Below are 13,584 nucleotides of genomic sequence, written 5' to 3'. Positions count from 1 at the left end.
GGTTCGTACAGCTCGTCGAGGTGCGGGGGATACGAGTCCGAAGGGAAAGGGGATGGCACGTGCAGACGTTGACGGTGGGGGTACTGGCTGATGCGGGCCTGCCGGAGAAGGTGGCCCGTGCACTCACCGAGGAGCTGCCCCAGGACTTGGCGGGCCAGGCGGAGGCCGGTTCGCGGGTCCGGTGGGAGGTGGAGGTCAGCCAGGAGACTCTGCCCCTGACGGCGGAGGGCGATATCCCGCTGATGGACAGGGCGGGGGAACTGCGCGAGCGGTACGGCTGGGACTACGTGGTGTATCTGACGGATCTGCCGCGGTCCCACGACGGGGATCCGATGCTGTGCGAGGCCAGCGCGTCGGCCGCCGCGGCGCTGGTCTCCGTGCCGGCCCTGGGCGCCGGGCGCCTCGCACGCAGGGCGTGCAAGCTGCTGACGGCTCTGGTGCTCTCCGTGCGCGACGGCACCGAGGACTATCCTTCGACGGCAGCGGTGAGTGAAGCCCTCGGCCACCAATCGGTGCGGCGGGTGGATCCGGCGGGGGAGGGAGACGCCTCCTATATCGTGCTGCCCGGGTGGTTGAACCGGCTGCGGTTGCTGGCCGGCATGGTGCGCAGCAACCGTCCCGGGCGCCTGCTGCCGGCGTTGGCCAGCAGTGTGGCCGCCGCCGCGGCCACCGGCGCCTTCGGCATCTTCTACGCCGCCATCTGGAACTTGTCCGACGCCCTCCATCCGGGGCGGTTGGCGATGATCAGCGTGGTGGTCACCGGTGCGCTCACGTCATGGCTGATCGTCCACAACAGTCTGTGGAACCGGACCCGGGACGCGGACGTCCGCTGGCGGGCCAGGGTCGACAACGCCTCCACCATCATCACGGTGTGGCTGAGCGTGGCGACGATGTATGTCGTCCTGTGGTCGGTGCTTTTCGTCGTGGGCCTGGCGGTGATCGAAGCCGGCTACCTCCAGTCCCAGCTCGGTCATCCCGTGAATCTGCTGGACTACGTGCACCTGTCCTGGCTGGCCGCTTCCTTGGGAACCCTGGCCGGCGCCCTGGGGTCGAACTTCGACAGCGACGACGCCATCCGTGAGGCCACCTACAGCCGGCGCGAACACCAGCGCCGCCAACTCGCCCACACCTACGACGACTGATCTCCCGGGCGCCTTCGGGAGCACGGGACGAGCCGAGAACGGAGCGGCCCCCCGGGGACCCGTCTTCCGGTCGCCCCGCCGGTAAGGGCTGATCTTCAGGACGCCGCCTGGATCGAGCGGCCCAGAAATCACGATGTCATCACTGGCGGCCGGGATTATCCCTGGCCAGCGCCAATTTGGTTGTCCCCTCGTGCAAGCCTGCTTATGGTGCTAAGGCACGCCGTCGGTCATGCGGACCGCCCGGCCCCATGGGACCAACCACGTACAGGAGACCCATCGTGACTTCGCGCCGTCGACACGCCGTCCGCACCGCCATCCGCCTGATCGCCGTGGGGGCGGTCCCGCACAACCGGCGTCCCGCGGCGGCCTGGGGCTGGCTGTCCGCGATCTTCCTTTTCCCGGTCCCGGGTTCCCTGGCCTACCTGGTGCTGGGGCGGGCCCAGCTGCCGGAGTCCCGCAGGAACAAGCAGGCCGGGGCCGCGCAGCTGGTGGATCCGCACGGGCCCGGCACCGGCGAGGAGGACACCGGCCGGGATCGGTTGCCGGACTGGCTGTTCGAGACGACCCGTCTCAACGGCCACAACGGGGCGTTCCCCCTCACGGGCGGCAACCGGGTGGAGGTCCTGCCCGACTACAACGGCTGTCTCGAGGAGATCGCCGAGCAGATCCGTGGTGCACGGTCCTCCGTGCACTTCCAGTTCTACATCGCCGCCTCCGACAAGACCACCGAGCCGGTGGTCGCGGCCCTGGAGGACGCCCACCGGCGCGGGCTCACGGTCCGGGTGCTGATCGACCACCTGGGCAGTGCGGGTTACCCGGGCTACCAGCAGATGGTGCAGCGGTTGGACGCGGCCGGGATCCCCTGGCGGCGGATGCTGCCGGTGCGCCCGTGGCGGGGGCAGTACCAGCGCCCGGACCTGCGCAACCACCGCAAGATCGTGGTGGTCGACGGGCAGGTGGCCTTTGCGGGGTCGCAGAACGTGATCGACCGCAGCTACAACAAGAAGCGCAATAAGCGCCGGGGCCTGCAGTGGATCTCACTGATGCTCCGCCTCCAGGGGCCGGTCGTGGAGCACCTGGATGCGCTCTTCGCCACGGATTGGTACTGCGAGACCGACGAGATGATCCCGGAGCGGGCCTCGGAGCTGGATCCGGCACCGTCGGACGAGAACCCGGGCGATGTGGTGTGCCAGGTGCTGCCGTCCGGGCCTGGCCTGGCGCAGGAGAACAACCTGCAGATGTTCAACCACCTCTTCGCCTCCGCGAAGGAGCGGATCACGATCTGCAGCCCCTACTTCGTGCCCGACAAGTCGATGTACGACACCCTGCGTGCGGCGGTGGGCCGTGGGGTGGAGGTGTCCCTGTACACGGGGAAGACCTCCAACCACATCCCGACCCTGCACGCCCAGCGCTCGTTCTACGAGCCGCTGTTGCTCGACGGTGTCCGGATCTTCCTCTACCCGCCGCCGTACGTGTTGCACGCGAAGTTCGTGCTCATCGACGACGACGCCGCCGTGGTCGGCTCGGCGAACATGGACATCCGTTCCTTCGTCCTGGACCACGAGGTCAATCTCCTGTTCGCCGGTGCGGACGTCGTGGCCCGGCTGGACGAGGTCGTCGAGGACTACCGCCGGGACAGCCACGAACTCACCATGGAGGAGTGGCGGGCCCGGCCGTGGTACCAGAAGTACGTCGACAACACCGCCCGGCTGACCTCTCCCCTGCAGTGACCCACGGGCGGAACCCGGGCGACTGCGCCATGACCGGCCGGTCCCCCGGCAGGACACAAGAGGCGAAGCACACGGCCAAGTGCTGTGGACGGGGTGATCGGGGGACCGTCGCCCTAACGGATCGGGGGACCGTCGCTCTAACGGATGTAAGAGGCGTTTCCATGGTCAGAGATTCTCCGCCGCCGGCATGCAGTCGGCGAACTAGGATGAAAACGACAACTGTCCGTACGATCGGATGGAGAACGCCATGTTGACCAGTTCGAAGAAGAAGATGTACGCCCTGCCCGCCGCGGCCGCTTTCGCCTCGGCCCTGATGGTCGGCTGCGCCGAGGAGACCCCGGTGCAGGAAGCTGAGGAGGGCGACGCCGCCGCGACGGCGGCGATCCTCAGCGAGACGGTCACGATGCAGAACGAGGTCACCGAGGTCGTCGGCCCGAACCTGTTCACCGTCGGTGAGGACGACACCCCGGTGGTGGGCGTGGACGCCTCCGCCATGGACATCCAGGACGGGGACATGGTCCAGGTCACCGGCACGGTCCGCCAGATCGTGGAGACCGACATCGAGACCGGCTGGGGAGTCGACTTCAACGACGACGAGGTGTCCTATCTCGTCGAGCGCGAGCTGGACCTCGGTGTGGTCGCGGACGACGCCCAGGTGATCGAGCAGGACTAGGCCCCCACTCCGAACGACGAGGGAACCCCTCCGGCCGCGGAAGCGGTCGGAGGGGTTCCCTCGTTCTTGTTCCGTCGCCCGGTGGTGACGGAACCGCGACTGCGCGGCGGTCGAGCGGAGTTGCTCGCCGGCGGGGGCCGAACGCGCCGGGCTCCTACTCGACCACGGTGACGGTTGCCTCGGTGAGGTAGGGCTCGGACTCGCGGTTGACGAGGTAGTCGGCGGTTTCCTCGTCCGTCAGCTGGAGCAGCCGGTCATGGTCGCCGGGTTCGCTGAACAGGTCGTCCGCCGCGACGGTGCCGGTGGCCTCGACCTCGTCGCCGGGGCGCAGGTCCTCGGGCATCTCCGTCACGTAGACCACCGTCTGTTCGTCCCCCATGGTCAGGAAATCCTCACCGAAGATCTCCTCGACCTCGTTGGTCAGGGTCATCTCCTCCCCGACCAGTTCCTCGGTGGGAACCCCGGACTGGTTCAGCTGGGTCAGCCGGGTCTCGTCCTGGCAGCCGGTCAGCAGCAGCGTCCCGGCCAGGCCGGCCGCGGCAAGGGGCGGTGTGCGGTGGGTCATCAGCGTGCTCCTCGGTGCTCCGGCGACGGTTGTTCACGGTGGCATGTACTCGACCTGCACCATCCCATCCCTAGCCACCGCAGCCGGCCGGCGGGTGGGAGCCGCCGGATGGGGCCGCTAGGGTGAAAAATTGGCGGGGTGGATCCGACAGCTGTTCATCGGTCGCCGAGCCCGCCATGCTTGCCTACTGGCCCACGAGAGGACTGTGATGAACTCCCCAGCTGCTCGGAAAGGCGAGACGGCCCCCGACCGTCCAGAGCGTCGGCACCACCGTGCCCGGTCCTGGCTCAAGGGTCTGGTGGCGGTCGTGGTCGCCCTGGGGCTGCTCGTGACCGTCTACGGGGTGGCGGTCGAACCGCGGTTCGTCCTCGACGAGGAACGCATCCAGGCCCGCATCCCCGGGCTGGGCCCGGACTGGGACGGAGCGGAGGTGATGGTGTTCTCCGACCTGCAGGTGGGGATGTGGTGGGACAACACCGGGATGGTCGAACGGGTGGTGGAGCGCACCGTGGCCGCGGAGCCGGAGGCCGTCCTGCTGCCCGGGGACTTCCTGTACCAGAGCGAGAGCAGCATCCAGGAGAAGATCGAGGACGTGACCCGGCTGCTGGAGCCCCTCACGGAGACGGACATCCCCGTGTACGCCATCATGGGCAACCACGACTACGCCGTCGAGGCCGTGGACGAACTCACCGCCGCCTTCGAGGACCGCGGCATCGAGGTCCTGGCCAACGAGGCCGCCCCCGTGCCCGCCCCCGGTGACGGCCCCGGGCCGGGGTTGTTCGTGGTCGGGGTGGGGCCGTCCTCGGTCGGGGAGGCCGCCCCCGAGCAGGCCTTCGACGACGTGCCCGACGCGGCGCCACGGCTGGTGATGATGCACAACCCCACCACGTTCCCGGAGCTGCCCGCCGGTGTCGCCCCGATGTCGGTGGCGGGGCACACGCACTGCGGGCAGATCGCCTTCCCCTGGAGCCCGGAATCGTCCTACATGGGGTTGACCGAGGAGGAGGAGCTCGTGGCCGACGGCTTCGCCCCCGAGGGATACGGGGCCGAGGGCAACGACATGTTCGTCACCTGCGGGATCGGGTTCAGCCTGCTGCCCATGCGGATCAACGCCCCGCCCCAGTTGCTGACGATCGAACTGCTCCCCGCCTGACGCGGGGCCGGATCACTGCCCGGAGGGCTTTCCGGTGTCGAGGGCGGCCTGGTCGAGGGAGGGCTCCCCGACGTGACGGTCGTAGAAGCCGGCCTCGTTGTCCTGGTCGTCCTGGTCGATCCGTGCCTGGAACTGGTTGCGCAGGGTGCCGGTGACCTCGATGACGGCGCCCTGCTCGGCCTCGGGGAACGCGAACTCGACGCTGACCAGGAACGGGTCCAGGTCCGGGTCCTTGGGGTCAGGGGTGCATTAACGTGGGACGTGAGCGGGCTCTCTCGTGCGGACGGACGGTATAGGAACTTCCATCCTGTGGCGAGGAGCCTGTTCCTCATCTCATCGACGCATCCGCGCCAAGAACCTCACGACCCACAACACCTGGAGTCGGCCGAGCGGTTGCTGATGGACAGCGAGTGCATGAGCAGCCCGGCACTCCCCGCTTTACATATGGCCGGTGGGCGGCGCCGGCGAGGTCTTCGAGATCGTTCCAGTTGTGGATCCAGTATCGACTATGTTCCCTGCGGACCGTGCTGCAGTTGGGATTTAGTGGTGAGACATGCCTGTGCTGCGTTGGGGCGCCTTTGGCGGCGGCCGCCACCGTGTCCAGGGAGCCGCTCGTGGCAATGCTCGGTCGCCGGGATCCGGGTCGGGGGCGTGGTTGCGCGCAGAGGTGTCCGGGGTAGGTACAGGAGCTTGCAGAGTTTGAGGGGCCAGTACAGGGAGCGGAGGACGATCGTGGCTGTCACGGGGATGGGGCTGGCGGTCTGGTGGGCGCTGTAGGTGCGGCGGTAGCGCTCGACGTAGTAGCGGAAGTGTTCCGGGGTGTCGTCCATCCGCCGGGCCGAGACGCCGGCGATCATGGCCGGCAGGTAGGCGATCTTCAACCCGTGCTCGCTCAGATGCAGGGACAGGTCGATGTCCTCGTGCATCCGGTCGTGTTCGTCCCGGCAGACCGTGGACCGGATCTGTTGCCAGGCGGTGCGGCGGATGGCCATGTTGGAGCCGTAGAGGAACGGGTGCCGGTCGGCGACCAGCTTCATCACCACCTGCCGCCCCGCGTTGTCGATGGTCAGTCCCAGCCGGGGCAGCGGGAGGTCGTAGTAGAGCACCGGGCCGGTGGTGGCGGCGAGATCCGGGTCCTTGAACGCGCGCTGGACCTGCTCGACCCAGTTCGGGGCGAGCACGGAATCCGCATCGATGCGACCCAGCACCTCTGCCCGGGAGCTGTCGAGGCCGATGTTACGGGTGGGGATCAACCCTTGCTCCGCATTCTGCTCGATGAGCAGCAGCGAGGCGTCCGGGTGCTCGGCCTGCATCTGGGTCACCACGGCACGGGTGCCGTCCGTGGAGGCGTTGTCGACCACGATGATTTGCTCGGCGGTCACTGTCTGGGCCAGGACCGCTTGCAGGCAACGGCGCAGAACCGCTTCTTCGTTGTACGCCGGGATCACCACGCTGACGGCGGGGCCTCCGGGGCGCTGACCTGCTGGCATGCCCCCATCGTAGGGACCACCTCCGTGCCCCCGTTTGGCTGGCATCGGTGAAGACGCTTTTCGGTCGGCGTGGTGAGGGCGCCGCGCGGGCTGACGCCGGGCTGTGGTGGGGTGCGGTCGTGCTCAGTCGTCGGCGTGGAGGTGGCGTTGCAGCCACAGGGTCAGCCACAGCTTCAGCCACAGCTTCAGCGGGGTCTCGTCCCAGTCCGGGGCGTTGACCACCAGTGCTTCGAGCCCGTACCGGTAAACCGCTTCGACCCCGTCGCGGTCGGTGAGCTCGGTGATCAACCGCTCCACCAGTTCCCGGTGTTGGGCGGTGAGGTCGGTGCGTAGTCCGACGTCGAAGCAGTTCACCTCGGCGACCACTGTCACCAACGGCTCCTCGGCAGCCTCAGCCACCGGGCCTTCACCACGCAGCGCTGTGATGGTGCGCCGGGTGTGCTCGAGCATCTCGGTCCCGCTCATCGGGTCACGGCCGTGGGCGGACTGGTAGGCGCTGTAGAGGGGGATGGCCGGCAGGAAGATCTGGTGGTGGTCGGCGGCCAGCACCGGGTAGTTGAGCGTCGGGTGGTTGCCGATCAGGTGCTCCCCGACGAGCCAGTGCACGCCGGGGACAGCGGCGGTGATGACCTCGGCGGGGTGAGGGGTGAAGCCGTCGACCAGGGCCAGCGTTGCGGCCGGGTGTGGGGATCCACAAGTCTGGCGTTGCGTGCCCAGCTGGGCCAGGAGGGTCGGGTTGGGTCCTCGGCCAGAGGCCTGTGGTCGACGCTGAGCTGCCCGGCCTGGGAAGTGATCCACTTCCGCACCGGGCCCACCGATTCCGAGGTGGCCTTCAGCAGTGCGTCGGGGTCGAGGCCGTGCGCGGCCATGGTGGAGCGCAGCTGCTCCAGCGCCGGGGCGCGTTCGGCGATGAACGCGTCCAGGGAGTCAGCGGCCTGGGCCGGGGTCATGTCCCCATACAGCAGCTCGCCCATGGGGGAGCTGTAGTGTGACGCCACTGCCGGACGTCGATACCGGCGGTTGACACTGCTTTGTCGGCCTCGGAAGAGGCGGCAGGTCGGGCGACGCGGGGGAGAACCTCCCATGTCTTCCAGCAGGGGCCGGCGCAGCACACAGAGCTCGGTGTTCCTGACGCGGTGCCCGTGCAGGATCACCCGTGCACGCCCGCGGCCTCGTCCTTGAGATCGTCGAGCGCCCACTCCGAGAGCTGCTCGACCGGAACCACGACCGTGCCCGCTCGGAGTTGCTGTGTCTTGTCGACGACGGGCGAATACTGAGCAGATGCGACGCTACTGCTCACTGTTCGACCGTCGTTAACAGCCTCATGATCCCACCCCACCAAATGTTTAGATGGTTCAACCACGGGCCACTAGAAACTTGGGATCGAGGGTGGTTGTCCCGGTGTCACGCCTGTGCTGTGTGCCATGACCATGAGCACAACGATGGTCGCGATGAGTGCGACGGAGATCGTCAGCGGAAGCGGCGCGGCTTTCCGGTGCAGCACGGCGAGTACGAGGATTCCCATCGCGACGATCATCGCGAAGTTAGTGCCGAGGAGCAGTAACCCTCCCAGTGCCCGGTCTGTGTCGGCCGCCAGGGCTGCGATGCCCGCCGCTGCACCGGCCGGGACCAGCGCTAATGCGGCGACGGTCCCGATCAGCGTGTCGGTCTTCTTCTCGGTCAGGGCGACGACTCCGACAACGCCACCGGCCAGCGCCGCGGCGAGGGTCCACCAGCCGGGGCGGACGCGCTCCTCGAGCATCGGCTTGCCAAGCAATTCGGTTCCTGGCGGGATCACACCGGTGACCTGCATGAGCAGGGCGACCAACACGGCCGCAACGGCGGCGGTGCCGAGCCCGAGGACGGCGATACCCGCACCCCGGGCGGCCAGAGAGGCTTGTCCGTGAACGACACCGAACGCGACGAGCGCGACGGGCGGCAACACGGGTGCGATGATCATGGAGCCGACGAGGATGGGCACGGAATTGGACAGCAGGCCCACCCCGGCCAGTACGCCCGCTAACGTCATGTAAATCAGGTAGCGCGGGGTCAGCGACGCCTGCTCGACCACATATCCGAGCTCGTCATCGTCGCCGGCAGCCATCTTCCCTTCCATGTCGGGGCGGGCTCCCTCGCTTGCGTGCCACGTATTGACCACTACTGTAACTGCCTTCCCTCCGTCTTCAGGGGGAGGCAGGCAGGCACCAACAGATGCTCCTATATTCGTCATGCGTCCAGCCGGAGCTCCGTCGAGGATTGCCGTAGGGACACCCCTGCTCCGCTATACATATGGCCCAGATAGCGGCCATCAAGCCAGTTCAGAGATCACCTCCACATGCGGCAGTCCCAACCCCAGGTCCGCGAAGGTGATGGACGCACCGAGCCAGAGACCGAAGAGCAGGTGCAGCACGGAGACGACGACGTGGTCGAAGGGACCCAGGGCGTGGAAGACCCCAGCCAGGGTGGGCCAGGATGATGCGGCTGGTGGCTGATTCGGCGGCGTGCAACAGATACGAGAGCAGGGTCAGCAGTGTGCCGGCGGCGATGGCGCGGATGAACGTCGCTCAGCCGCTTTTGGCCGCGATGTCCTCGGCGACCATCCTCAGAACCTCGTGGGCCCGGACAGCAATGCGCCCTCGATGGTGAAGATCGCGGCCATGACGGTTCCGCCCACGAGGTTGAGCACCAGCGCCAGGGCCCACAGCCGTCCCTGCCGGAACCAGGCCGAGGGTTCCCGTCGGTTGATGGCAGCGGCGACGGGGTCGAAGAAGTTCTCGGTGGACAGTTCGGAGCGGCCGATCGCGAGGAAGACCACCCCGGTCCGGTGCCGAAGGCCAGGGCCCCGGCCAGTTTGCCGGGTCCGGTGCCGAGGCTGGGGGGGCGATCAGTTCCTCGGCCATGGGCGGGGCGGCGATGCCGAAGACGGTGGTGACCCCGGCGATGAACCCGGTCGAGGCCTGCTTTAGGGGTGGCATGAACAGCCGACGGGCGCCCTTTTCCTTGGCGCGGTCGTAGATCTGGTCAGGGTCCGGGGCGCTCATGAACCACACCTAATCCGCCGGTCACTCAGGTGCAAACAGTCCCCTCCCCACTCGAGACACTGGTCGGCTACGTCTACACCAAGGACCTGCTCGGAACTCCGGCCCAGGCCCGCAGCGCACCCATTCGCGCCGGAAGCCATGCGTCGGTTGACCAGGGTGCCCGTCGCCGCCAAGCCGCGCCACGTCGTGCGTCAGATGCAGGCGCACGACGCCCACCTGGCCCTTCTCGCCGGAACTGGCACGAAGGCGGAGAGGCCTCCGTGGTGGTGCTGGATGGCTTTCTCGAGGAGCTCGTCGGCGAGGTCCACGGCGCCAATTGCGGGTCCCGACCACGCGTCCACGAGGCCGAGGCCGGGCGCCGATGCGGCCCGTGACCACACCAGCAACGGGAATCCCGGGCGTCCTGGCAGCACGGGTTCCGCCACGGTCCCGGAGCACGCTTACCCAGGGTTGCCCGGCCGGGTCTCGGTCTCTACCTGGTCCAGCAATTCGGTGAGGGCATCGTTCACGGCCCGGGAGTGGGTGAGGTTGACCATGTGCCCGGCGCCGGGGACGGTGACGATGCGGGCGTTGTCGCCGATGGAACGCGCCAGGTGCTTGCTGCGCTGCTGGGGGACGGTCCGATCGTCGTCGCCGGTGAGGACCAGTGTCGGGATGCGCCGAAAGACGTCCAGGGAGTCGGTGCGGTTGTAGGCCACCATGGCCGGGTAGAACGCGGACACCATGGACTGCTGGGTGTGCACCAACGTCTCCTGCACAGCCCGGAAGGTATCGGGCGAGGGCTTGTCGTCGCCGAAGAGTTGTTTCAGCAACCAACGGCGTCCCCAGGGCCTGCGGAAAGGGGCGACCCGGTCGATGGCTGGGGCGAGGAGCCACAGCGACCAGGCGGCAGCTGTGGCCAGTCCGGTGCGGACGGCACCACGTGCGACCCCGTCCGGCAGCTCCATTTTGGTCAAGTGCCCCGCGGCCGTGGACAGCAGCGCCACACCGACGACGCGGTGTCCGAACAGCCCGGGACGCTGTCCGGCCAGGGACATGACGGCCATCCCGCCCATGGAGTGGCCCACGAGCACGACCGGTCCTTCGCCGGCCTGCTGATCGATGACCTTGCCCAGGTCCCGTCCCAGCTGGTCCATGGTCGCGGACCGGTAGGTCCCCCAACCACTGTCGCCGTGGCCGCGCTGGTCGAAGAGCACCAGACGTGCACGCCGCCCCAAGGCTTCGCACTGGTATCGGAACTCTTGGGCGTGGGAGGCGAACCCATGGGAGAACACCACAGTCACCGGGGCGTCCTGACGGCCCAAGATCTGCGTGCGCAGCCAAATCCCGTCGTCAGTGCGCACCCCGCCCGGGCCTTCCTCCGCCGGGGACATTGGCACCAGCGACCGGAGAGCACCGGCCAGAGCCGCCACCGCGACCATGCGCATGAGGCGGCCCGATGTCGCGGCGCTGTTGCCGTTCCGGCGGCCGGGCCCGTTGCGGAGTCTGTCGTTCATGCTGTTCTCCTCAACGGGTTGATGTGAACTCGGCGGACCGTCGCTGTCTGCAGACTGGGACAAAGCACTGGAACGGTCACGCCGCGGCGGTGACGGGGTCGAACATGTCTCACCCGGAGGCCGGGGTGGCTGGTTCCTCGGTCGCGGGTTCTTTCCGCCAGGACGTGGTCGCAGTCCAGGCCACGGCGGTGAGGGGAACAGCCAGCACGGCTCCGGCGATGCCAGCCAGGATCGAACCGGCGGTCAGGGCGATGAGCACGACGAGCGGGTGCAGGCTCAGGACGTGGCCCATGATCAGTGGCTGGAGGATGTTGCCTTCGAGCTGCTGGACGACGATCACGGCGATGGCCACGATGAGGGCGTCCTGGGCAGTGTTGGTCACGAAGGTCACCAGAACGGCGAAGGCCCCGCTGAGGGTGGCTCCGATGATGGGAACGTAGGCGCCCAGGAACACGATCGCGGCCAGGGGGAGGGCCAGGGGCACGCCCAGGACCAACAGCACCACCCCGATCCCGACCGCGTCGACCAGGGCGACCAGGGTGATCCCGCGCACGTAGCCGCCCATGGTCTCCAGGGCGTCCCGTCCAGCTCGGGTCGCCTTGGCCCGCCGGTCAGCGTCCATCGGTTGGAGGAGGAACGCCCAGATGCGCGGGCCGTCCTTGAGGAAGAAGAAGAGGACCACCACAGCGAGCAGCAGACCCACCGTCAGCGTGGCGAGCAGTGACAGAGTGCTGAAAGCGTTGCTGAATGACAGGTGGTCCCTGAGGTAGTCGAGAGCTGCATCGCGGACCTGGCGCAGGTCGCCGGTGGTGAAGGGCAGCGGGCCCTCGGCCACCAGGCGCTCGAGTCTGCTGAAACCCAGGTTGGAGCTGGAGACCAGCTGGTGCCACTGGTTGCTCACGGCCCAGACCACCCCGGTGACCACTGCGCCGACCACGGTCACCGCGGCCAGCATCGAGATCCAGGTGGCTAAGGCCCTCGGCACATTCCTGCGGTACATCCACCGCACCAGTGGGCTGATCGCCGCTGCTAGCAACAAGGCGATTAGCAACGGGATCACGACCAGGCGCAGCCGCCAGAGCGCGTATCCGGCCACCATGGCCAGGACCAGACCGAGCACCATGAGCAGGACCCGCACCGTGGTCCGGCCCAGCCGCGCTGCCCACACCCCTGCCACGGTCGTGGACCCACCGTCCGGTCCACTCCCCGACACGGTATTCGCCGCCGGTGATACCTTCTGCACTGCCTCGGGGTCCGGCGCCTCGATCGGATCCACAGCGCCCTCCCTCTCCCGCCGATGACTCCCCACCCTAGACGAGCGGCCCCACGGAGTGTGATGGAGCGGGTCGATCCGTGTAGCGCAGCGCACTGGATGGGACTGTCCGATAAACGGATGCTCCTATTGGCGTCAAGTGTTTTTGAGGCGTTGTTGGTCCGTCTCGTAGAGCCAGTGCTGGCAGCGGTTGACGAGGTCGGGATCGGTGCGGGTGCCCAGCTCGGCGGCGGTGGCGGTGATGGTCTTGCCGGCCCGCACGAGGGCAACAGCGCGCAGACGGAACTCAGCAGGAAAGGGACGTGGCATGGTCGCAACCTCTCGAAGAGATGCGCCGATCTTCACACCGACGGGGGTAAGCAGGCCATGGGGCAGGTCAGAGAGTCAGCCAAACTCGGGGCAGTCCCGCTCCGAACGGGTGGCGACGGCGACCATGGCCTACACGTGGGAGGACATGGACCATGAGGAGGCCCTGGAATAGGTCCGTACCCCGGAGTTCGGGTGGCGGATCGTGCCGCTGCGCTCCGGGGGCTTCGGGCAGTTCTCCTTGATGCGCACCCAGATCACCGACGTAGTGGTCAAGGGCGCGTGGGCCCGGCCGGCGCGGTTGCAGCTCAACGCCCGCGTGATGGCCCCGCTGGCCGACCTGCCCGTGCTGGAGGTTCTCAATGCCACCCAGGTGCTCACGGATCTGACCCTGTCCAACTTCGAAGAGGTCCACGACTACCCGGCTGATGGGGAGCCTCCCCGCACGACGCCTGGCACCGGTGTCGGCTCCTGACCTGAGACCTGAGACCTGAGACCCGAGAGCCGAGACCCGGGAGCCGCAGCCGTCAGCAGTATGCGAGGTCAGACGGCGATCAACGTCAAAGGTCCCACGGTCATAGGGGGACAGCCAGGATTCCCGCCTGTGCCGCACCAAGGCCGGTGCTTGTTCCTCTTGGGACTGGCGGGGCCTACAGTGTGGGGCATGACGAGGGAAAACGGCTCTGGCAAGGACCGGCCTGTCCAACCATCGGAC

At 67.9% G+C, this 13,584-nt stretch carries 14 protein-coding genes and 1 pseudogene; 5 read left to right on the top strand and 10 right to left on the bottom strand.

Going from position 1 to position 13,584, the window contains the following annotated elements; genetic code table 11:
- Positions 1-59 precede the first annotated feature (59 nt).
- The 3 genes from ACH9D2_RS01305 to ACH9D2_RS01295 all read left to right on the top strand — a co-directional run bounded on the left by ACH9D2_RS01305 (position 60) and on the right by ACH9D2_RS01295 (position 3,545).
- Positions 60-1,142 (top strand): hypothetical protein, encoded by a 1,083-nt coding sequence (locus ACH9D2_RS01305; protein WP_396360954.1) that lies wholly within the window; start codon positions 60-62, stop codon positions 1,140-1,142.
- Positions 1,143-1,420: 278 nt separating this feature from the next.
- A complete protein-coding gene (gene cls / locus ACH9D2_RS01300) occupies positions 1,421-2,872 on the top strand; it encodes a cardiolipin synthase (protein ID WP_396360953.1) in 1,452 nt (483 codons plus the stop codon).
- A gap of 247 nt (positions 2,873-3,119) precedes the next feature.
- Complete coding sequence (locus ACH9D2_RS01295; protein WP_396360952.1) at positions 3,120-3,545, top strand: hypothetical protein; 426 nt, start codon at positions 3,120-3,122, stop codon at positions 3,543-3,545.
- Positions 3,546-3,699: 154 nt separating this feature from the next.
- Here ACH9D2_RS01295 and ACH9D2_RS01290 read toward each other — a convergent pair whose 3' ends face one another.
- On the bottom strand, positions 3,700-4,110 hold the full coding sequence (locus ACH9D2_RS01290; protein ID WP_396360951.1) for a hypothetical protein: 411 nt from the start codon (positions 4,108-4,110) through the stop codon (positions 3,700-3,702).
- A 208-nt stretch (positions 4,111-4,318) separates the two neighbouring features.
- On the opposite strand from ACH9D2_RS01290, the gene ACH9D2_RS01285 reads away from it, so the two are divergent.
- Entirely contained in the window at positions 4,319-5,263 is a 945-nt protein-coding gene (locus ACH9D2_RS01285) for a metallophosphoesterase (protein WP_396360950.1), read from the top strand.
- A 506-nt stretch (positions 5,264-5,769) separates the two neighbouring features.
- Here ACH9D2_RS01285 and ACH9D2_RS01280 read toward each other — a convergent pair.
- From ACH9D2_RS01280 to ACH9D2_RS01240, 9 genes are all read right to left on the bottom strand, one after another.
- A complete protein-coding gene (locus ACH9D2_RS01280) occupies positions 5,770-6,753 on the bottom strand; it encodes a glycosyltransferase (protein ID WP_396360949.1) in 984 nt (327 codons plus the stop codon).
- Positions 6,754-6,876: 123 nt separating this feature from the next.
- Positions 6,877-7,359, bottom strand: a complete 483-nt coding sequence (locus tag ACH9D2_RS01275) for a hypothetical protein (protein ID WP_396360948.1) — start codon at positions 7,357-7,359, stop codon at positions 6,877-6,879.
- Positions 7,332-7,727, bottom strand: coding sequence for a hypothetical protein (locus ACH9D2_RS01270; RefSeq protein WP_396360947.1), 396 nt, complete (start codon positions 7,725-7,727; stop codon positions 7,332-7,334). The genes ACH9D2_RS01275 and ACH9D2_RS01270 overlap by 28 nt, the downstream gene beginning before the upstream one ends.
- A 176-nt stretch (positions 7,728-7,903) precedes the next feature.
- The gene (locus ACH9D2_RS01265) at positions 7,904-8,053 is read right to left on the bottom strand and encodes a hypothetical protein (protein ID WP_396360946.1); all 150 of its coding nucleotides are present in this window, start codon (positions 8,051-8,053) and stop codon (positions 7,904-7,906) included.
- A 69-nt stretch (positions 8,054-8,122) separates the two neighbouring features.
- The gene (locus ACH9D2_RS01260) at positions 8,123-8,869 is read right to left on the bottom strand and encodes a DUF389 domain-containing protein (RefSeq protein WP_396360945.1); all 747 of its coding nucleotides are present in this window, start codon (positions 8,867-8,869) and stop codon (positions 8,123-8,125) included.
- Between the two features lie 486 nt (positions 8,870-9,355).
- A complete protein-coding gene (locus tag ACH9D2_RS01255) occupies positions 9,356-9,568 on the bottom strand; it encodes a hypothetical protein (RefSeq protein WP_396360944.1) in 213 nt (70 codons plus the stop codon).
- Between the two features lie 666 nt (positions 9,569-10,234).
- Positions 10,235-11,290, bottom strand: a complete 1,056-nt coding sequence (locus ACH9D2_RS01250; RefSeq protein WP_396360943.1) for an alpha/beta fold hydrolase — start codon at positions 11,288-11,290, stop codon at positions 10,235-10,237.
- Positions 11,291-11,399: 109 nt separating this feature from the next.
- Complete coding sequence (locus ACH9D2_RS01245) at positions 11,400-12,458, bottom strand: AI-2E family transporter (RefSeq protein ID WP_396360942.1); 1,059 nt, start codon at positions 12,456-12,458, stop codon at positions 11,400-11,402.
- Positions 12,459-12,698: 240 nt separating this feature from the next.
- On the bottom strand, positions 12,699-12,872 hold the full coding sequence (locus tag ACH9D2_RS01240; protein ID WP_396360941.1) for a hypothetical protein: 174 nt from the start codon (positions 12,870-12,872) through the stop codon (positions 12,699-12,701).
- 193 nt (positions 12,873-13,065) lie between these two features.
- Here ACH9D2_RS01240 and ACH9D2_RS01235 point away from each other — a divergent pair.
- Positions 13,066-13,344 (top strand): annotated as a pseudogene (locus tag ACH9D2_RS01235) (acetoacetate decarboxylase family protein); the annotation flags it as partial.
- Positions 13,345-13,584: the final 240 nt, after the last annotated feature.

It is taken from the genome of Kocuria rhizosphaericola, assembly GCF_044462205.1.
Lineage (GTDB): Bacteria > Actinomycetota > Actinomycetes > Actinomycetales > Micrococcaceae > Kocuria > Kocuria rhizosphaericola.
Note: the sequence above shows the minus strand (reverse complement) of the source record. Positions and strands in the feature narration are given on the sequence as shown.